This window comes from Allobosea sp. GW821-FHT12C12 (assembly GCF_058807355.1).
In genome coordinates this window covers 140198-159616 of record NZ_JBXAQP010000005.1, presented here as the reverse complement: position 1 = coordinate 159616, position 19419 = coordinate 140198, and the positions used below count along the sequence as shown (strand labels likewise).

16 protein-coding genes are annotated in these 19419 nt (G+C 69.1%); 6 read left to right on the top strand and 10 right to left on the bottom strand.

Features of this window, described 5'->3' with window-relative positions:
• Positions 1-268 precede the first annotated feature (268 nt).
• From AC1RRW_RS09280 to AC1RRW_RS09270, 3 genes are all read right to left on the bottom strand, one after another.
• Positions 269-4597 (bottom strand): translocation/assembly module TamB domain-containing protein, encoded by a 4329-nt coding sequence (locus AC1RRW_RS09280; protein WP_492900423.1) that lies wholly within the window; start codon positions 4595-4597, stop codon positions 269-271.
• Positions 4597-6591 carry an autotransporter assembly complex protein TamA gene (locus tag AC1RRW_RS09275; protein WP_492900421.1) on the bottom strand — a complete coding sequence of 665 codons (1995 nt, stop codon included), beginning with the start codon at positions 6589-6591 and terminating at the stop codon, positions 4597-4599. Before AC1RRW_RS09275 ends, AC1RRW_RS09280 begins: the two co-directional genes overlap by 1 nt.
• Positions 6592-6725: 134 nt before the next feature.
• Positions 6726-7478 carry a fumarylacetoacetate hydrolase family protein gene (locus tag AC1RRW_RS09270; RefSeq protein ID WP_492900420.1) on the bottom strand — a complete coding sequence of 251 codons (753 nt, stop codon included), beginning with the start codon at positions 7476-7478 and terminating at the stop codon, positions 6726-6728.
• Positions 7479-7649: 171 nt separating this feature from the next.
• On the opposite strand from AC1RRW_RS09270, the gene AC1RRW_RS09265 reads away from it, so the two are divergent.
• Positions 7650-8003, top strand: a complete 354-nt coding sequence (locus tag AC1RRW_RS09265; RefSeq protein ID WP_492900419.1) for a VOC family protein — start codon at positions 7650-7652, stop codon at positions 8001-8003.
• A gap of 3 nt (positions 8004-8006) precedes the next feature.
• Here the strand turns inward: AC1RRW_RS09265 and AC1RRW_RS09260 are convergent, their stop codons facing one another.
• From AC1RRW_RS09260 to AC1RRW_RS09230, 7 genes are all read right to left on the bottom strand, one after another.
• Positions 8007-8924, bottom strand: coding sequence for a dihydrodipicolinate synthase family protein (locus tag AC1RRW_RS09260; protein ID WP_492900418.1), 918 nt, complete (start codon positions 8922-8924; stop codon positions 8007-8009).
• Positions 8925-8975: 51 nt separating this feature from the next.
• Entirely contained in the window at positions 8976-9200 is a 225-nt protein-coding gene (locus AC1RRW_RS09255; RefSeq protein ID WP_492900417.1) for a type II toxin-antitoxin system PemK/MazF family toxin, read from the bottom strand.
• Entirely contained in the window at positions 9197-9418 is a 222-nt protein-coding gene (locus AC1RRW_RS09250) for an antitoxin MazE-like protein (protein WP_492900416.1), read from the bottom strand. The genes AC1RRW_RS09255 and AC1RRW_RS09250 overlap by 4 nt, the downstream gene beginning before the upstream one ends.
• Positions 9419-9497: 79 nt before the next feature.
• A complete protein-coding gene (locus tag AC1RRW_RS09245) occupies positions 9498-11015 on the bottom strand; it encodes a tripartite tricarboxylate transporter permease (protein WP_492900415.1) in 1518 nt (505 codons plus the stop codon).
• A 30-nt stretch (positions 11016-11045) separates the two neighbouring features.
• On the bottom strand, positions 11046-11534 hold the full coding sequence (locus AC1RRW_RS09240; RefSeq protein ID WP_492900413.1) for a tripartite tricarboxylate transporter TctB family protein: 489 nt from the start codon (positions 11532-11534) through the stop codon (positions 11046-11048).
• 155 nt (positions 11535-11689) lie between these two features.
• Entirely contained in the window at positions 11690-12685 is a 996-nt protein-coding gene (locus AC1RRW_RS09235; protein ID WP_492900412.1) for a Bug family tripartite tricarboxylate transporter substrate binding protein, read from the bottom strand.
• Between the two features lie 99 nt (positions 12686-12784).
• Positions 12785-13822, bottom strand: coding sequence for a 4-hydroxythreonine-4-phosphate dehydrogenase PdxA (locus tag AC1RRW_RS09230; protein WP_492900411.1), 1038 nt, complete (start codon positions 13820-13822; stop codon positions 12785-12787).
• A gap of 156 nt (positions 13823-13978) precedes the next feature.
• On the opposite strand from AC1RRW_RS09230, the gene AC1RRW_RS09225 reads away from it, so the two are divergent.
• From AC1RRW_RS09225 to AC1RRW_RS09205, 5 genes are all read left to right on the top strand, one after another.
• Positions 13979-15364, top strand: coding sequence for a flagellar biosynthesis protein FlgA (locus AC1RRW_RS09225; protein ID WP_492900409.1), 1386 nt, complete (start codon positions 13979-13981; stop codon positions 15362-15364).
• A gap of 74 nt (positions 15365-15438) precedes the next feature.
• On the top strand, positions 15439-16104 hold the full coding sequence (locus tag AC1RRW_RS09220; protein ID WP_492900408.1) for a GntR family transcriptional regulator: 666 nt from the start codon (positions 15439-15441) through the stop codon (positions 16102-16104).
• Positions 16105-16184: 80 nt separating this feature from the next.
• Entirely contained in the window at positions 16185-17129 is a 945-nt protein-coding gene (locus AC1RRW_RS09215) for a LysR family transcriptional regulator (RefSeq protein ID WP_492900406.1), read from the top strand.
• A 118-nt stretch (positions 17130-17247) separates the two neighbouring features.
• The gene (locus AC1RRW_RS09210) at positions 17248-18117 is read left to right on the top strand and encodes a shikimate dehydrogenase (RefSeq protein ID WP_492900630.1); all 870 of its coding nucleotides are present in this window, start codon (positions 17248-17250) and stop codon (positions 18115-18117) included.
• 65 nt (positions 18118-18182) lie between these two features.
• Positions 18183-19319 carry an ABC transporter substrate-binding protein gene (locus AC1RRW_RS09205; protein WP_492900404.1) on the top strand — a complete coding sequence of 379 codons (1137 nt, stop codon included), beginning with the start codon at positions 18183-18185 and terminating at the stop codon, positions 19317-19319.
• Positions 19320-19419: the final 100 nt, after the last annotated feature.

Below are 19419 nucleotides of genomic sequence, written 5' to 3'. Positions count from 1 at the left end.
ACCATTCAGAGGCGAAGACGAAAAACAGCGACCGGGAATGTCCCGACGCAGGATCACCATACGAATGCCCGGTTGCCGATCAACCTCGATCACGCTGGCGAGAGCCTCCCGGGGGTGCTTTGGAACCCGGTGTTGCAGGCGAGCCACGCTTTGACCGGCGATTTTTACCACCCCTTAACCAAGATGGCCGGATCGCGCCGGAATCCGCCCATCCGGCCACAGAATCAGCGAGGCGCGCGGAGCGCGAATCCCATCGCCGCCGACCGGTTCAGTATTCCCACTCCGCCCCGATGCCGACCGCCGCGCCGCCTTCGGCATTGGTCTCGGCCTGCAGCTTGAGCCGGCGGGTCAGGTCGATATTCACCGACACGCCGCTGTCCTGCGGACGCGCGCCGGCCTTCAGGCCGATCGAGACGTTGTCGCTGATCGCGCGCGAGATCCCGACCGTCGGCCCGCCGGCGCCGACCTGGATGTCGAGATTGTCCACGCCGAGCGATTTGCGCAGACGCTCGAACGAATCGTCGCCGCCGCCGCCGGCGAACTGCGCCGCCGTCTGCGCCAGCTGCAGCGCCTGGAACGGCGAGAGCGAGCCCGAGGCGCGCGCGAACAGGATTCGCGACAGCACCTCGTCCTGCGGCAGATCGGGCGAAGAGGTGAAGGCGAAGGCCGGCTGGTCGGCCGGGCCGGTGACGATGATCCTCGCCGTGACGTCGGCGGCGCGGGTCTCGGCGACGAAATCAAGTTCGGGAATCACGCCGCCGGCGAAGCCGATGCGGCCGCGGCTGAAATCGAGGCGCTGGCTCAGGATGTTGAGCCGGCCGCGGCGCAGGTCGAACCCGCCCGAGAGCGCGGGCGCGGCCGAGGTGCCGGCGACGCGCAGCTCGCCGCCGAGTTCGGCATCGATGCCGCGGCCACGGATGAAGACTCGGCTTGGCGCGGACACCGTCAGCGCCAGCGCGGCGTCGAAGGCGGGCGCCGGCCGGGCGCCCCGGCGCGCCGGACCTTGCGCCTTGCGCTGGGCGGCGAGCCGCGCCGAGGCGGTTCCGGTCGGGCGGACATGCCTGATGCCGTCGACCGGACGGAGGTTGCCGGGCAGGCGGTCGGGTACGGCGACCTCGAGCGAGACGACATCGACGCGCCCCTCGACGCGCGGGCGCTGCGCGAGCGGGCCCGAGAGCGACAGGTTCAGATCGGCGATGGCGGTGACGATCCCGTTGGAGACGAGCTGGGCGCGGGCGCCGCGCAGCGCGATCGTGCCCGGAAAGCCCGCCGCCGGATCGAGCCTGACCTGGCCGCTGGCCGAGAGCGTGCCGCCATTGGCGGTGCCGGCGGAGGCGCGCTCGATCGCGACATTGTCGCCGCGCGCCGCGACGCGGGCCTCGATGCCGGTCAGGCGCAGGCCCTGCAGCGCATCGGTGAAGGAGCCTCCGGAGAGCGTCGCGTTCCCGCTCAGGCGCGGGGCGGCGGCCGTGCCGGCGGCGGCGAGATCGAGCGCGACCGCGCCGGTGAGGCGCTGGCCCCTTGCGGCGATCATCGTGTTGGCGAGCGCGGCGTCGAGACGGCCCTGCGCGGAGAGATCGAGCGGGCCCGTCGCCGAGAGCGGCGCCGTGCCGCGCACCGAGAAGCTGGCGAAGCGTCCCGCCGCCAGCGAGGCGGCGACGCTGGTGCGATTGCCGCTGAACTGGCCGGAGCCGGCGATCTCGATCGGCGGCAGCCCGGCCTGCCGCGTTTCCGGCGTCGCGAGCCGGGCGATACGCAGGCTCCACGGGCCGGAGAGGGCGTCGGGGCGGCCCGTTATCTGCGCCTGCGCGTTCACCGCGCCGGCGAGATCGAGTTTCGGCGCGACGATCCGGGCCGCCGAGAGCGGCACGTCGGTCGCCGCCAGGCGCAAATCGAGCGTCTCGCCGGCGCGCCCGTCCACGGTCAGCCGACCGCCATCGATCGACAGGGCAAGCCCGGCGATCGCGACGCCGCCCGTGGGGAAGCTGATCGTCGCGGGATTTGCGAGCGCGATCCGCCGGCCGTCGCGGCTGGCATTGAAGCCGGCGAGTTCGAGCCGCAGCGGCTCGGCCGGGACGAGCCGGCCGGCGCTGGTCAGCGCGAAGCCGCGCGCATTCGCGCCGAGCGTCAGGTCGCTGCCCTGCGGGCTGCCCTTCGACTCGAGCCGGATCGCGGTCACGGGCTCGCCGGCGAGCACGGCGCGGTCGATGGCGATGCCGGCGTCGACGACCGGGCGACCGTAGAGGTCGGCCGCGTTCACCCTGGCGTCGAGCCGGTCGATCGTCGCCGACGGCGCGGCGAGCCTGGCGCCCTTCGCGGTCACATCGAGATTCTGCCGGCCCCCGACGATGGCGAAGCCGAGATCGGCGTCGAGCTGACCGCCGAGCTTGGTCAGCGCCAGCGGCGAGAGATCGTCGAGATTGCGGGCGGCCAGCACCAGCCGGCCGGCGGCGCGGCTCGCCTGATCCAGCGTCAGCGCGCCGTTCAGCCTGACCGAGCCGATCGACAGGTCGAGCGCCGACAAGTTCCAGCCGTCCCCGGGCAGGCGCGCGAGCGCGACCGTGCCGCGCGCCGGCCTGGCGTCGATCTCGCCCTCCAGAGTCGCGCGCGTATCGAGCGCGCCCTGGAGATCGCGGATGGTCGCGTCGAGCGCAAGCCGCGGAATCGGTCGGCCGAGCGCGGAGGCGTCGGTCACGGCGACCCTGCCCGAAAGGTCGAGCCGCGCCTGCGGCCCGGTGATCCGCGCCGTCATCTCGCCGCGACCCGACAAGCGCGGATCGGCGCGCTTCATGTCCGGCAGCGTCACCGCCATGCGCAGATCGGAGCCGGCCTGCCCGACGCCGCCATCGGCGGTGAAGGCGACGTGGCGGCCGGCGACGCGCAGGCCGGTGAAGGTGACATCGCCGGCGAGCGCACCGATCCGGCCGGCCAGGCTCAGCTCGCCGGCGAGCAGCCGGTCGAGCGCCGGCTCGCCGGTCGCCAGCGCGTCGGTCTTGCCGGTCAGGACAGCGCCATAGGAACGGGTCCTCGGCGTCGCGTCGAGATCGGCGGCGATTTCGGCGCGGCCCGACAGCGCCCTCCCCGCCAGCCCGCCGAGGCGGGCGAGATCGGGCAATGTCGCGCCGAGCCGGCCGAGGATGCGCGCCTGTCCGAGCTTGCCGCGATAATCGAGCGCCAGCCCAGACAGGCCGAGCGTCAGCGTCTCGAAATCGGCCGTGCCGTCGTCGTTGGCCGTGCCGCGCATCGTGAAGGCGACGCGCTCGCCGACGAATTGCGCCTGCGCCGGATCCGCCAGCGCGACGCCGGTCGCGAGCCCGTCGGAGACCAGCGCGACGCGGCTGCCGGGCTCGCCGAGCTTGCCCGTCGGCGTCGCGGTGAAGGTGAGGCCGAGCTTACCGAAGCGGCCGAGCGGCGCCTGCGTGTTCTCGGCGTCGAGCGAGGCGACGATGCGCGGCCCGGCGGCCGGCCCCTGGATCGTCGCGTCGAAAGCGAGCTTGCCGATCTCGGCGCCGGACGCCACGGTCTTGCCGCCGGTATTGGGCAGGGCGGCGGCGGTGACGCGCAGATCGAGCGTGGCGTCGGCGCCGTAGCGCCCGGCGATGTCGAGCTTGGCCAGCGTCGAGACCAGCGCGAGCCGCCTGACGCCGATGCCGCCGTCGTCGGCGAAAGCGACCGCGCCTTCGAGCTTCGTGGAGCCGCTGAAGACCGGCGCGACCGGGGCCGGCATCAGGCCCTCGATGCGGGCGTCGAGCGCCAGCGCGAGCTCCCGCGCCGCTCCAGCACGCGATAGATTGGCCGCGCCTTGCGCGCCGATGGTCTCGCCGGCGGTGAAGGTCAGGTTGGAGCGGAAGGCGTCGAGCGGGCCGGCGCCGTTCACGTCGAGCGTCACCGGCGGCAGGCCTGGCAGATCGGCCAAACGCGCGATCAGCCCGCCCTCGGGCTCCGCGACCTTGACCGCGAGCTGGAGCTGCGTCGATTGCGGCACGAAGCCCAGCCGGACGGTGAACTCGCCCGGCCGGTCGATGCGGCGCGCGGCGAAGAGGAGATCGAGCCCCTCGGCCGGCGGGCCGAGCGTGGCGCGGCCGGTCGCGCCGATCCGGGCCGGGACGCCGAGCACCGGCGCGCCGAGCGCAAGCTCTCCGAGCTGGAAGGCCTGCACCACGACCTTCAGCGGCAGCTCGGGCAGGATCGGCGTCGTGTCCGCCGTGGCCGGGGCTGGTTGCGGCGCGGGCTTGCGCAGGATCTCGAGCTTGCCCAGTTCGAGCCGGTTGACCTCGAGACGGCGGAGCAGCAGCGCGCTCCGGGTCCAGACCAGCCTGGCGCGGTCGAGCCTGAGCCAGGGCCCGTCGCGATCCGACAGGACGATGTCGCGGATGGTGGCGTCGGAGGAGAGCGCGCCGTCGACCGCGCCGATCGAGACCTGGCTGGTCTCGGTCGAGAGCGCCTTCGAGATGAGGTCGGCGAGGATGCCGCGCTCGCTCTGGGCGTTCTGGGCGAAGCCGGTCCAGCGCGCCGAGGCCACAAGCCCAATTGCGAGCAACAGCGCGAATAGCGCCAGGCGCGGCAGAGCGGAGCGAATTGGGAAATGGCGCGCCATCAGAAGGCCTGCCCGATGCTGATATAGAGCGCGACCGGCTTGTCGCCCTTGCGCGGGTTGAGCGGCGCGGCGACGTCGAGCCTGATCGGGCCGATCGCCGTGTAGTAGCGCAGGCCGAGGCCGGCCGCCATCTGCAGCCTCTCCTTGAAATTCGGCGCCGCCGATTCGAAGGCCATGCCGGCGTCGAGGAAAGGCACGACGCCGATCGTATCGGTGATCTTGATGCGGGCCTCGACCGAGCCCTCGAACAGGCTGCGGCCGCCGGTCAGGCGCCCGTCGGGGCCGAGCGGCGACAGCGTGCGATAGGCGTAGCCGCGCACCGAGCCGCCGCCGCCGGCATAGAAGCGCCGCGTCGCCGGGATCTCGGACAGCCCCTCGCCCGCGATCGAGCCGAGGCCGACGCGGCCGGCGAGCACGTAGCGCGCGTCCTCGTCGAGGGCGTAATAGGCCGAGAGCGAGGCCTTGCTCTGGACCACGCCGATCGTCGAGCCGAGGAAGGTCGGATAGGGCGCGACCGAGCCGGTGAACCGGATGCCGCGCGTCGGATCGAGCAGGCTGTCGGTCGAGTCGTATGTCACGGAGAGCGGGATACCGACCAGCGTGTAGTCGACTTGTCCCAGCGTATCGCTGGTCTGGCCGCGCTCGACCTCGATGCCGCCCTGCACCGAAAACGTATCGCTGAAGCGGTAGCGCAGCGCGCTGGCGACATTGGCGTAGCGGGCGGTGTAGCCGCCATAGCGGTTGGCGCCGACGCGCTCGCGCACCGCCGTGCCGTCGAGCAGCCAGTCGTAGCGGCTGCCGTAGAGCGCGGGCTTCAGGAAGCTGAACGAGACGCGGCCGCCGATGTCGGAACGCTCGAAATCGCCGATTTCCCTGATCTTGGTGCCGTCGATGCGCGGCGCGAAGAAGGTCGAGCCTTCCAGCCGCAGACGCTCGGCCCCGCCGAACAGGTTGCGGTGTTCCCAATAGGTCTTCACCGCCGGACCGTCGATCGTCGAATAGCGCGCCGAGAAGCCGAACAGGCGCTTGGGCCGTTCGGTGACGTCGAGCGAGAGCGGCAGGTTTCCGGCCGCATCCAGCGCCTCGGACTCGCGGATGCGCACGGAGCCGACGGCGGGAATGGTCGCGATCGACTTGCGCGTGTCGGCGAGTTCCTTCGGAGAATAGGGAGCGCCCGGCTCGAGATAGATGAAGGAGCGGATCACCGCCGGCGGAATATCGCCGGTCTCGCCGATCGTGACATCGCCGAAGCCGGCGACGGGGCCGGGCGCGACCACATAGGTCACGTCCATGCTGCGTGCCGGATGGTCCACGACCGGCCGAAGCTCGACGACCTTGGCGAGCGGGCGCGACTGGTTGCGAAGGTGGTCGACGAGGGCGGCCTGCGCTGCCCGCAGCGAGACGGAGGTCGCCGGATCGCCCGGCTTCAGCCGCGTAACTCTTGCGGGGTCGGCGATGGCGGGGCTGGCCTGCCCGCCCGTCTCGACCACCGCGACGTTGCGCAGCGCGAAGACCGGCCCCGGCTGGACGCGAACCGCGATCGGAACCGGCTCGCGGCCACGATAGCGTTCGAGCGCGCGCACCAGCGTCGCGTTGGGCTCGGCGCCGACGCGCAGCGACACGCCGTCGACCACGATCTGCAGTTCGGCGGCGAAGTAGCCCTGCGCCCAGAGCGCATCGACGAGGGGATTGAGGTCGGCCGCCATGCGCCGCGACAGCGTCTCGCCATCGGGCGGCGCGTCCTGGCGCAGACGGTAGAGCAGCGAGGCGTCCTGCAGCCCGCGGGTCAAGGACTTGCCGTCCGCCGCATCGCCTGTCTCGAAGCTCAGCGCATAGGGCAAGGACGTCGCCGAAACCTCGGGCGGCTTTTCCTTGCTGGTGAAGAGGCCGAAGACGTCGAGGCTCGACAGGTCGAAGGCTTCGGCCGGGCCGGGCTGGAAGGCCAGCAGGGCCGCGAAAGCGCAGCCGCTTCCGCCCGCCCATCCGCGGGTCATGCCACGCCTCAACCGCATCCGCCCTCCGACGCCACCCACCCAGCCCGCCAACGAATAAGACCGAACTGTGTTCCGAACATGATCGGAAATACGCAATTCGACTTCAAGCCGCGCTCTGCCAGGCGCGGATAGTCCTAACGCAGCGTCAGCGATACTGTGCCGAGCGGGTCGAGGCGGGCCACCGCCTCGCCCTTGCCGGGCGAGAGCACGCCGCCGCAGAGGCTCCCCGTCGTGACGATCTGGCCGGCGCGCAGGCCGCCGAGCAGCTCGCTCTCACGGTTCGCCCAGGCAAGGAACGGCGTCATCGGATCGCCGTTTCCGTGGGCGGCCGGCTTGTCGTAGAGGGTCACGCCGTTCAGCGAAATAACACAGGTTAAGCCGGCGAGATCGTCCAGCGTCTCGATGTCGAGTTCCGGGCCGAGGATGTAGCCGCCATGGCCGAGCGCATCCGCCAGCCAGAGCGCGAAGGGGACGCCCTGCCAGTTGGCGAGGCGGCTCTCGACGATCTCGATGCCGAGACAGGCCTTGTCGCAGAAGCCGAGCAGTTCGGCGCGGGAGTAAGGCCGGCCCGGCCGCATCGGCACGTCGCGCGCCAGCCTCAAGGCCAGCTCGATCTCGACGCGGAGCTCCGCGCCGATCGCGCCCTCATAGACGTTGCCGGGCCTGAGATAGGGGCCGGGCATGAGGCCGGCCACAGGCAGGCCGTTCTCGGCGATGGCGACCTTCCAGCCGGCCTGCTCATGCCCGAGGCGTTCCGCGATCTCGCCCTGCAAGGCCAGTCCATCGGCGAAGCTCGCCGGCACGGGCAGGCTCGCCATCTCGATCAGGCTCCTGTCGCGGCGAGCGGCGATCAGCGCGTCGCGCAGGGTTTCAGTCGGTGTCGACATCCGTGTCTCGTCCCTGTCATATGCCGTTCGTGAGGCGCGGCGAGCGCGACGGCTCCCGAGGTGCTACAACAGCGAGCCGGCTCCGAACACCCCCGATGAACCAGGCGATGCTGCCAGAAACCGACATCGGCATCGTCCAGACCAGACGAATTCGCGTTCCGGGGACCAACCATGACCGCATCAGCCAACGACCGGCGTATCGACTATATCGAGTTCGTCGTGGCCGATCTGGCGCGGGCGCGAGCCTTCTATGCCGCCGCCTTCGGCTGGACCATGACCGATTACGGGCCGGAGTATTGCGCCTTCGCCGACGGGCGCCTGGAGGGCGGCTTCACCACGCAAGGGCAGCCACGGCCGGGCGGGCCGCTGGTCATCCTGTACGCCGACGATCTCGCGGCGACGCAGGCCGCGATCGAAGCGGCGGGCGGGCGGATCACGAAGGAGGCGTTCGACTTTCCCGGCGGGCGGCGGTTTCACTTCGCCGACCCGGACGGGTACGAGCTGGCGGTGTGGTCGAAAGGGTGAGCCCTACTTCCCCCACCTCAACGCCAGCGGGTTAAGCTCCCTCGCCAGCTCGATCAGCCCCTCGCGCGTCTTCGGATGCAGCGGCGTCAGCGGATGGCGGACGGCCTCGCTCTTGATCACGCCGCCCTCCTTCATCACCGCCTTGGCCGAGCGCAGGCCGCATTGGCGGTTCTCGAAATTGATGATCGGCAGCACGTCGCGATAGAGCGCGGCGGCTTTCTTGCGATCGCCGGCCGCGTGCGCGGTCAGGATCGGCTTGATCAGGTCGGGGATCATCGCGCTGGTCATCGTGCCGGTCGCGCCCGCATCGAGATCGGCCATCAGCGTGATCGCCTCCTCGCCGTCGAAGGGTCCGGCCACGGCCGAGCCGCCGGCCTCGATCAGCGCGCGCAGCTTGCTGGCCGTGCCGGGCACCTCGATCTTGAAATAGCGCACGAGCGGCGCCTCCTTCGCGAGCCGCACCATGAACGGCACGGTCAGCGTCACGCCCGAGAGCGGCGCGTCCTGCAGGATGATCGGGATGCCGCAGGCGTCGCCGACCGCCTTGAAATGCTCGATCATGCCCTGCTCGTCGGCCTTGAGCAGCGCGCCGTGATAGGGCGGCATCATCATCAGCATCTTCGCGCCGGCGGCCGCCGCGGCCTTGGCTCGGCTAGCGGCGATGCGGGTCGAGAAATGCGAGGTCGTGACGATCACCGGCACGCGGCCGGCGACCTGCTCCAGCGAGAGCCGCATCACCTGGTCGCGCTCCTCGTCCGTCAGCAGGAACTGCTCGGAGAAGTTCGCCAGGATGCAGATGCCGTCGACGCCCTGATCGACCATCAGGTCCATGACGCGCTTGTTGCCCCCGATGTCGAGATCGCCGTTCTCATGGAAGATGGTCGGCGCGATCGGCAGGATGCCGGCGTAGGGTTCGGTCATTGGGAGTGCGTCCTTCGTGATAAGGGAGCGATCAGTCGGCGAAGCCGAGAACTACAGCCAGCATGCGGTGACTTGACACCTCGCGCGCAATCCGTTGGCGAGAGTCGGTTCGAGCGTGATGCGGAAGTCCGATGCCTCGCTCAACATCGTGGTCATTTGGCAAACGACGACTGATGGATGGCTCGGAGGCATGCCATCGGACTGGATCACAACGGCATGCCTCGGCTTGCCATAGTCGCCGGAGGCCGCGACGATGACGACGTCGCCGCGTTTCACCAATGGTCCGAGGGATCGGGATCGTCGAACCCCGAGACCGACTGGATCCAGGCAAGGGCCTCGGCCTCGTCCGCGGGATCGAGCGCTGCAGACCGATGAGCGATACGTTCGCGCACTTCGGCGGAACGCATGTCCGGCAAAAGCAGACGCACTTCGCGTAGGCCATCGGAGGCTCTGCGGACGCGCATTTCCCTCATCCGCCGCGCTGCTGTCGACATATCCCGCCCTTCCACCAGACGGCAGACCGCAACGCGTTACGCGACGGGGGGCAAGATCGGGCCTCATGACATGCCGCGCTCAGCCCTGCGCGGCTTTGGCCGTCGTCAGCCTCTTGACGCCGCGCCGCGCCGCGCCGAACAGCGGGAACAGCAGCAGCGCCAGGCCGATCGCCATCAGCGTCGAGACCAGCGGGTTCGACCAGAAGATCTTCAGCGAGCCTTGCGAAAAGATCATCGACTGGCGGAAGGCGTCCTCGGCCTTGTCGCCGATGACCATAGCGAGCACGAGCGGCGCGATCGGATAGTCGAGCTTCTTGAAGACGTAGCCGACCACGCCGAAGGCGAGCGCCAGCCAGATGTCGAACGGCTTCGAGCCGACCGTATAGGCCCCGATGAAGCAGATCACCACGATCACCGGGCCGACGATCGAGAACGGGATGCGCAGGATCGAGGCGAACAGGGGAACGGTCGCGAGCACGACGACGACGGCGACGACGTTGCCGAGATACATCGAGGCGATCAGGCCCCAGACGAAATCGGGCCTGTCGGTGAAGAGCGTCGGGCCGGGATTGAGCCCCCAGATCATCAGCCCGCCCATCATCACGGCGGCGGTGGCGGAGCCGGGAATGCCGAGCGCCAGCATCGGCAGCATGGCGGCCGAGCCCGCGGCATGGTCGGCGGTCTCGGGCGCGATCACGCCCTCCGGCTCGCCCGTGCCGAACCTATCGGGGTTGCGCGAGGAGCGCTTGGCCATGGCGTAGCTCATGAAGGAGGCCGCCGTCGGCCCGCCCGGCGTGATGCCCATCCAGATGCCGATCAGCGAGGAGCGCAGCAGCGCCAGCCAGTAGCGCGGCAGCTTGGCGGCCGTCGCCAGCACGTCGCGGATGCGGACCTTGGCGTGGACGCCGTCGAACTTCAGCCCCTCCTCCATCGTCAGCAGCAGTTCGCCGATGCCGAACAGGCCGATGACCGCGATCAGGAAGCTGACGCCGGCCAGCAGCACGTCGAAATCGTAGGTCAGGCGGATGTTGCCCGAGACCGAATCCATCCCGATTGAGGCGAGCGTGAAGCCGATGCCCATCGAGACGATCGCCTTCAGCGGCGAGGCGCCGCCCAGCCCGATGAAGCTGGCGAAGGTCATGAAATAGACCGCAAAGTACTCGGGCGAGGAGAATTTCAGCGCGAAATTGGCGATCCAGCCCGAGAGCAGCGTGATCAGGGCGACGCCGGCCATGGCTCCAAAGCCGGCCGACAGGAAGGCGAAGGAGAGCGCTTCCGTCGCCCTGCCCTGCTTGGCCATCGGGTGGCCGTCGAAGGTCGTCGCGACCGATGAGGGTTCGCCGGGAATATTGAACAGGATCGAGGTGGTCGAGCCGCCGAAGAGCGCGCCCCAGTAGAGCGAGGTCAGCAGGATGATCGCCGAGACCGGGTCCATCGAGAAGGTCAGCGGCAGCAGCAGCGAGACGCCGTTGGGCGCGCCCAGCCCCGGCAGCACGCCGACCAGGATGCCGAGCAGCACGCCAGCCATCATCAGCAGGATGTGTTGCGTGGTGAGCGCGACCGAAAAGCCTTGCATCAGGTTGGCGACGTTATCCATGCGCTCGGCCCTGTCGGTTCCCGCCGGCCGTCACAGGCCGAGCAGCGGTTCGATCGGGCCCTTGAGCAGGCCGATCTGGAAGAATTTCTCGAGTGCGAGATAGAAGAAGGCGGCGGTGCCGAACGCGGTCGCCAGCGTCGGCAGCCAGCCATAGCCGCCCTGAAAGCGCATCGCGAAGACGAGGTAGAGGATCGTGGCGGCATACATGCCGAGCGTCATGCTGAGCACGACGAAGGCGAGCAGCGGCAGGAAGAACGAGGCGACCCTGCGGGCGCGCTCGCCATCCAGGAAATCCTCCCGCAACCGGGCGCTGCCGGCGACGCGGCGGCCGATCGTCATGGCGAGCGTGGCGAGGCTCGCCAACGCCACGAGCATGCCGGTATAGAACGGGAACGCACCCGGCTGCGGTCCGGACGAATCCCAGCCGATGCCGAATTCGAGGGCGCCGCGGACGATGACGAGCCCGAACAGCGCGGTGGCGGCCGCCGTGGCGATCTCGGCCCAGAAGCGGGTGATCATGGGTTTGTATCCCATTTCGTCGGCGTCCCGGAGGGCTAGCCGGCAGGGTTTCCGTCATTGCGAGGAGCGCAGCGACGAAGCAATCCAGGACCATGGAGCACGCGGCTCTGGATTGCTTCGCTACGCTCGCAATGACGGTGGAGCGGGTGCGGGTTCTACTTCGCGACCCAGCCTTCGGCCTCGAAGACCTTCTTGCTGGCGGCCTCGTCCTTGGCGACGAAATCGGTCAGCTCCGCGCCCTTCATGAAGCGCGCGGTCTGCGCCGTGCGGGCGACGAACTCCTGCCACTCCGGCGTCCTGCTGACCTTTTCCAGCACGTCGGCATAGAAGGCGACCGCGTCGGCCGGAACCTCGGCCGGCAGCCAGACGGTGCGCGGCATCTGGAAGGTCTCGAGCGGCAGGCCGGCTTCCTTGCAGGTCGGGATGTCGCCCCAGCCCTTGCCCTCGAACACGGGCTCGCCCTTGGCGAGGCGCACCGGCGAGAAGACGCAGAGCGGCTTGACCTGCCCGGCCTTCCACTGGCCGATGTTCTCGTTGGGATTGTTGACGTTGGAATCGATATGGCCGCCGGCGAGCTGCACGGCAGCGGCGCTGCCGCCCTGGAACGGAACGTAGATCCATTTCGCGCCGGTCGCCTCCTGGATCATCACCGTCAGCGTCTGGTCGGTGTCCTTGGACTGGCTGCCGCCCATCTTGAGGCCGAGCGGCTTGGCCTTGGCCGCCTCGACATAGGACTTGGCGTCGGCATAGGGCGCGGAGCCGTTGACCCAGAGGATGAACTCGTCGAGCGCAAGGCCCGCGACCGGCGTCAGGTCGGAGAGCTTGTAGCCGAGCTTGGCGACATAGGGCAGCAGATAGGCGTTGTTGGTGCCGAAGACGACGCGATGGGGGTCGCCCTTGCCGGCCTTGCCGTAGACGTAGCCTTCAGCGCCGGAGCCGCCGCCCTTGTTGACGACGACGATCGGCTGCTCGATCAGCTTGTTCTTGGTGATGATCGACTGGATGATCCGGGCGAAATTGTCGGTGCCGCCGCCGGCGCCCGAGGTCACGACGAACTCGACCGGCTTGGTCGGCTGCCAGGCCTGCGCCGCACTGGTTCCGGCCAGCGCGAAGGCGCAGGCGAGCGTGGTCGTGAGCTTGAACGAGGTCATTGTTTTCTCCCTGATGAGCTGATGGAGCGGCTCATTCGCGGCCGCTCTCGGGGTGTGAAATCTTCGTCAGGCCGCGACGTTTCTCGCGCCGCGGCCCTCCTATGCGGCGGCCTTGGCCCTCGCCTGGCCATCCCGCGCCATCTTGATGGCGAGCGACAGCGCGGCCCGGCTCGCGCCGAGATTGGCGATGCCCTTGCCGGCGATCTCATAGGCCGTGCCATGGGCCGGCGTGCAGATCGGGAACGGAAAGCCGCCGATCAGCGTGACGCCGCGGTCGAAGCCGATCAGCTTCATCGCGATCTGGCCCTGATCGTGATACATCGTCAGGACGGCGTCGAAATCGCCGTTCCTGGCGCGCAGGAACACCGTGTCAGAGGGAAACGGCCCCTCGACCGTGAAGCCCTTGGCCTTGGCGGCCTTGACCGCCGGCTCGATCGTCTCGATCTCGTCGCGGCCGAAGTTGCCGCCGTCTCCGGCATGCGGATTGATGCCGGCGACCGCGATGCGCGGCGGTGCGAAACCGGCGAGGCGCAGATTGGCGTCGGCCAAGGTCAGCGCCCTGAGGATGCGCTCCTGGGTGATGTTCCGCGCGACCTCCGAGAGCGGAATGTGGGAGGTGACGCGGGCGTTCCAGAGCTTGTCGAGGATGTTGAACTCGCTGGCCGGGCCCTCGAAACCGATGGCGTCGCGCACGAAGCGGATCTCGTCGTCATAGCCCGGATAGGCGAAGCGCATCGCCGCCTTGTTGAAGGGCGTGAAGAACACAGCATCGGCGTGACCGTCGGCGGCGAAACGCAGCGCGCGGCGGAAATTCCCGGTCGCGGCCCTGCCGCCGGCGAGCGTGGCCGTGCCGCGCTGGAGATCGGCCGGGTCATGGTTGGCGAGATCGACGAAGACGGGCCTGTCCGAGGCGCTGGGGATCGCCTCGCCGTCGCGGACGACGCGCACATCGGGATCGACCTTGCCGTCGGCGGCGCCCATGTCGAGCAGGCGCTTGTCGCCGAAAACGACGTAGCGGGCCGCATGGCGCAGATCGGGCTCGACCAGGATCCGGGCCGCGAGCTCGGCGCTGATGCCCGAGGGATCGCCGAGCGCGACCGCGATCACCGGCTGCGAACCGTTCGCGTGGCTGTCCATCGATCGCTTCTCCCGGTTTCTGTCGTCCTGGCTCTCGCTACCATGCCGGACCGGGTTAAGCAAGTATGCTGTATGCAGCATATCAAATTTGCTGTAGGCATGCGGAAATATCGGGACGCCGGCCTGTCGGACCGGCCCCATGCCCGGGAGGCAGAGTTGAATTTCCACGATCATTACGCCCGCATCGAGGAGCCCGTCGAAACCTGCCTCGTCGGCAGCGGCGGCTTCGGCCGCAGTTTCCTGGCGCAGGCGCGGCGGATCAGGCTGGTCAATGCGCGCATCGCGGTCGATGTGACGGCAGAGGCGGCGGCACGCGCCTTCGCGACGGCGGGCGTCGACCCGCGTGACATCGCCCTGTGCGAGACGGCGGCCGAGGCGCGCGCCGCCTGGGACGCCGGGCGCTGCGTCGCCGCCGGCCGGCTGGAAAGCGTGATCGACCTGCCGTTCTCGCTATTGGTCGAGGCCACCGGCGGGCCCGAACCCGCGACCCGTCACAGCCTGACGGCGATCGAGGCCGGCCGCCACGTCGCGCTGGTCTCGAAAGAGGCCGACAGCGTCGTGGGGCCGGGGCTGGCGCGGCTGGCGCGCGACAAGGGCGTTGTCGTCACCCCGGTCGACGGCGACCAGCCGAGCCTGCTGATCGGCCTCGTCACCTGGGCCGAGGTGCTGGGTCTCGAGATCATCGCCGCCGGCAAGTCGAGCGAATACGACTTCGTGCTCGACGCCACGACCGGCGACGTCACCTGCAACGGCGTGACGAAACCGCTGCCGGCGCTGCGGGCGCACTGGCTGCCCGGTTCGGACGGCGTCGTGGCGATGGCGGCCGAGCGCGCGCGCATCCTCGGCGCGGCCTTTCCGCTGCGGGCGGTGCCCGATCTCTGCGAGATGACGCTGGTCGCCAACGCGACCGGGCTTGTCGCCGATGCGCCCGCTTTCCATGCGCCGCCGGCGCGCATCCCCGAGATCGCCGATCTCTTCCGCGAACGGGCCGAGGGCGGACTGATGTCCGGCACGCGGCGGATCGACGTGTTCCACCATCTGCGCCGGGCCGAGGAGGCGAGCTTCGCCGGCGGCGTCTTCATCGTCGTGCGCTGCGAGGATGCCGAGACCTGGGACATGCTCGCCGGCAAGGGCCATGTCGTCGGCCGCGGCGGCAAGTCCGCGATGCTCTATCTGCCGCGCCATCTGCTCGGCGTCGAGGCCGCGACCTCGGTCCTCGACGCGGCCGGCCTCGGGCGCTCCGGCTATGGCGAGGATTACCGGCCGCGCCAGGACCTCGTCGCGGTGGCGCAGCGCGATCTCGCCGCGGGAACCGTGCTGACCATGGGCGGCCACCATCACAGCATCGACGGCCTCGGCGCCGAGGTGCGGCCGGCCGAGGCGTTGTCGGGCGGTCGGGCCGCGCCATTCTATCTCGTCGCGGACCGGCGGCTGACGCGCGAGGTGCGGGCCGGCGAGGCGATCGCGCTCGACGCGGTCGAGATCGCGCCGGATTCGGACCTGCTGGCGATGCGCCGCCGGCAGGACGGGTTGTTCGCTTGAAAGTCGCGGGCCCGGTTTGACAGCGCCGGACGCGCATGCCGTAAACGGCTTGATAAGGGAATGGTGACGGCACGATGAGCGACGCTCTGGAGCAGTATCCGCGCATCATGCGGCGCACCCTTCATGACGAGGTGCTGGAGCGCCTGCGCGACATGATCATCGAGGGCCGGCTGGAACCGGGCTCGCGCATCAACGAGGGGCTGGTCGGCGCGCAACTCGGCGTCTCGCGGACGCCGCTGCGCGAGGCGATCAAGACGCTCGCCAGCGAAGGCCTGGTCGAGATCCTGCCGGCCAAGGGCGCGGTGGTGCGCAAGTTCACCGCGCACGACCTCTACCAGATCCTCGAGGTGATCAAGACGCTGGAGCAACTCGGCGGCCGCATGGCCTGCGAGCACGCCAGCGACGCCACGATCGCGGCGGTGCACGCGCTGCACAAGCGGATGATGGCGCTTTACGCCACGCGCGAGCGGCTGGAGTATTTCAAGCTCAACCAGGCGATCCACAGCGCCATCGTCGCGGCGTCCGCCAACACGGTGCTGATGGAGATGCACGAGACGCTGCAGGCGCGGATCAAGCGCCTGCGCTTCGTCGGCAACGAGGGCCCGGAGAAATGGGCCGGCGCGGTGGCCGAGCACGAGGACATGATGGCGGCCCTGCTGAAGCGCGACTCAGCCGCCCTGAGCGATGTGATCGGCCGGCACATGGACGCGACGCTGGTCAGGGTGCGCGAGGTTATGTGAGGCCTCGGGCCGCTTGACTCAGGCCCCGCCCTCCCCTCCGCTTGCGAAAAGGCAAGAGCCGCCCGAGGAAGTCGTCATCCATGCTCACCTTGCGCCAGATCGAGGTGATCCGCGCCATCATGATCACCGGCACGATCTCGGGCGCGGCGAAGCTGCTCAACGTCTCGGCGCCGGGCATCAGCCGGCTGATGAAGCACACCGAGCGCTCGCTCAGGCTCAAGCTGTTCGAGCGGCGGCACGGACGCTATGTGCCGACGCCCGAAGCCAACGACATCTTCGAGCAGATCAACGGCGTCTACAAGAAGGTCGACGACCTGCACTACACGCTGGCGCGGATCGAGCGCGGCGGCGGCATCGAACTGCGCATCGGCTCGGTCCCGAGCATCTGCCATGTCATGGTGCCGCGCGCGATCGAGCGGCTGCGGCGCAAGCATCCGGACCTCAAGCTCGACATCAACATCCTCAAGATCGAGGAGGCGCTCGACTATCTCTTGCTCGGCAAGGGCGAGATCGCGGCGATGAGCTATAAGCTCGATCATCCCGGCATCGATTTCGTGCCGCTCGCGATGGGCGAACTGCTCTGCATCGTGCCGGACGGGCACGAGCTCGCCGGACGGTCCTCGATCACGGCGGCCGAGATCGTGCGCCATCCGCTGATCGGGATCGATCCGAACGACCCCTATGGCCGGGTGATGGCCGAGATCTTCGAGCGCCAGGGCCTGGCCTACGAGATGATCATCAAGGCGCGCTTCGGGACGACCGTCTGCTCGCTGGTGCGGGCCGGGCTCGGCATCGCCATCATCGACCAGTTCACCGTGGCGCATGGCTCGATGCAGGGCATCGGCACGATCCCGATCGCCGAGCCGACGCAGTTCCAGACCTATGTCGCGATCAAGAACGACAAGGCCCCCTCGCTCTACGCCGAAACCTTCGTCAGATTGCTGCGCGAGGAGATGGACGCGGTGGTCCCGGTCCGGGTCCGGACGGCGTCGCTGCAACGGGCGCGAATGATAACATCAGGTTAGGTAATCAGGACGGATTGGTTATCGCGTTATTGCCGTAAATCGGTTTAAAGACGATGTCGCGACGCCTGCTTTCCAAGATGGGCGAGCCGCAATAGGGACGGACATGCCGGGATTTCCCATCGCCAAACGGACGAAGCGCGTCCTGCTCGGGCTGATCGGCTCGCCGATCGCGCATTCGGCCGCGCCGGCGATGCATGAGGCGGCCGCCCGGGCCGCGGGCCTCGACCTGCACTATCACCTGATCGAGGTCGCGGACGCCTGCCGCGACGACCTCGCCGCGATGCTCGACGGCGCGCGCCGGCTCGGCTTTTCCGGTCTCAACGTCACCTTTCCATATAAGGAAGCGGTGGTCCCGCTGCTCGACGCGCTCTCGCCCGAGGCCGCGGCCATGGGCGCGGTCAACACGGTCGTCGCGCGCGACGGCAAACTCACCGGCCACAACACCGACGCGACCGGCTTCGCCACGGCCTATCGCGCGCTGAGGCGGCAGGACGGCGACGCGCCCGTCGCGATCATCGGCGCCGGCGGCGTCGGCAAGGCGATCGGCTTCGCGCTGGCCTCCTGCGGCGTCACGCGCCTGCGGCTGTTCGATATCGACCGCGCCCAGGCGCAGGCGATGGCGGCCCAGCTTGGCCAGGCCGTATCGGTCGAGATTTCCGCCACCGTGGCGGACGCGGTCAAGGGCGCGGCCGGCATCGTCAACGGCACGCCGATCGGGATGCTGCCGAACCGCGACAGCCCCGTGCCGGCGAACCTGATCCGGGCGTCGCAATGGGTGGCCGACGCGGTCTATCATCCGCTCTGGACGCCGCTGCTCAAGGCGGCGCGAAGCGCGGGCGCGACGGTGATGACCGGCCGCGAACTCTCGATCAACCAGGCCGTCGACGCCTTCGCCCTGTTCACCGGCGCAGCGCCGGCCCATGGCGCGATCGCCGACGCCTTCGACCAGGCTCTCGCGGCGCAGGAGACCAAGACCCACGCCGCCTGACAAGCGCCCCGGAGCAAACCGGGCGAAGCAAGAAACGACTGAAAATCCTCGGAGGAGACGACGACATGACGAACAAATGGATCATCGCGGCCGCTCTGACGGCCACACTTGGCTTGCCGGCTTTGGCGCAGGACAAGGTCAAGCTCATCGACGTGGTCGAGCTCTCGGGCGCGGGCGCGACCGCCGGCACCAACTGGAAGAACGGCATCGACCTCGCCGTCGCCGACATCAACGCCAAGGGCGGCATCCTCGGCAAGCAGATCGAGATCACCCATTACGACACGCAGACCAATCCGGGCAACACCCGCGCGGCGGTGCAGCGCGCCATCGACGAGGGCACCTATGCCGTGCTCGGCCCGGTCTTCTCCGGCCCGATCGGCGCCTCGATGCAGATCGCCCAGCGCGCCGAGATCGCTCAGATCGTCGGCGGCGAGGCGGCCGGCCTGACCAAGCAGGGCAACAACTACCTGTTCCGGACCTCGCTCAGCCAGTCGGCGGCGATGCCCAAGATCGCGAACTACCTCAAGAACACGGTCAAGGCAGGTTCCGTCGCGGTGGTCTGGGTCAACAACGACTTCGGCAAGGGCGGACGCGACGCGATCATCCCCGAGCTCGAAAAGGCCGGCATCAAGCTGGCTGTCGACGTCTCGACCGAGCAGGGCCAGGCCGATTTCGCCGCGGACGCGATCAAGGTCAAGAACTCCAACGCCGACGCCGTCTTCGTCTATCTCAACGAGGAGGAGAGCGCCCGCTTCCTGACCGCCGCCAAGCAGCAGGGCATCGCCAAGCCGATGGTCGGCGAGACGACGCTGCTCGGCGCCAAGGTGATCTCGCTCGCGGGCGCGGCCGCCAACGGCGTCAAGGGCCATGTCGGCCTGTCGATCGACGCGCCGATCCCGGCCTTCCAGGAGTTCGGCAAGAAGTTCCAGGCGAAGTACAACTACGCCTCCGACCATAACGGCCTGAAGGGCTACATGGCCGTCTACATGGTCAAATGGGCGACCGAGAAGCAGAAGAAGTTCGACAAGAAAGGCGTCGCCGACACGCTGCGCGGCGCGACGATCACTCCAGCCGAGGAGCCCGGCATCCTGATGGAGACCACCATCGAGGCCAATGGCGACCTCGACCGGGTCAGCTTCCTCGCCGAGGTGATCGACGGCAAGCAGGTGATCAACGCGACCTTGCCGAAGATCAAGCCGTAGGCTTCGCCGTCATTGCGAGCGAAGCGAAGCAATCCACGGCCACGCGTCCCCTGGATTGCTTCGTCGCCACGCTCGCAATGACGGTTTCGTCCAGGGACGG

Bases quoted from the DNA above. Each gene is read 5' to 3' on its own strand.
- AC1RRW_RS09215 (WP_492900406.1), top strand. From the start codon at position 16,185: ATGCTCACCTTGCGCCAGATCGAGGTGATCCGCGCCATCATGATCACC.
- AC1RRW_RS09205 (WP_492900404.1), top strand. From the start codon at position 18,183: ATGACGAACAAATGGATCATCGCGGCCGCTCTGACGGCCACACTTGGC.
- AC1RRW_RS09270 (WP_492900420.1), bottom strand. From the start codon at position 7,478: ATGTCGACACCGACTGAAACCCTGCGCGACGCGCTGATCGCCGCTCGC.
- AC1RRW_RS09275 (WP_492900421.1), bottom strand. From the start codon at position 6,591: ATGACCCGCGGATGGGCGGGCGGAAGCGGCTGCGCTTTCGCGGCCCTG.
- AC1RRW_RS09250 (WP_492900416.1), bottom strand. From the start codon at position 9,418: ATGTCGACAGCAGCGCGGCGGATGAGGGAAATGCGCGTCCGCAGAGCC.
- AC1RRW_RS09260 (WP_492900418.1), bottom strand. From the start codon at position 8,924: ATGACCGAACCCTACGCCGGCATCCTGCCGATCGCGCCGACCATCTTC.
- AC1RRW_RS09230 (WP_492900411.1), bottom strand. From the start codon at position 13,822: ATGGACAGCCACGCGAACGGTTCGCAGCCGGTGATCGCGGTCGCGCTC.
- AC1RRW_RS09220 (WP_492900408.1), top strand. From the start codon at position 15,439: ATGAGCGACGCTCTGGAGCAGTATCCGCGCATCATGCGGCGCACCCTT.
- AC1RRW_RS09245 (WP_492900415.1), bottom strand. From the start codon at position 11,015: ATGGATAACGTCGCCAACCTGATGCAAGGCTTTTCGGTCGCGCTCACC.
- AC1RRW_RS09240 (WP_492900413.1), bottom strand. From the start codon at position 11,534: ATGATCACCCGCTTCTGGGCCGAGATCGCCACGGCGGCCGCCACCGCG.
- AC1RRW_RS09280 (WP_492900423.1), bottom strand. From the start codon at position 4,597: ATGGCGCGCCATTTCCCAATTCGCTCCGCTCTGCCGCGCCTGGCGCTA.
- AC1RRW_RS09265 (WP_492900419.1), top strand. From the start codon at position 7,650: ATGACCGCATCAGCCAACGACCGGCGTATCGACTATATCGAGTTCGTC.
- AC1RRW_RS09235 (WP_492900412.1), bottom strand. From the start codon at position 12,685: ATGACCTCGTTCAAGCTCACGACCACGCTCGCCTGCGCCTTCGCGCTG.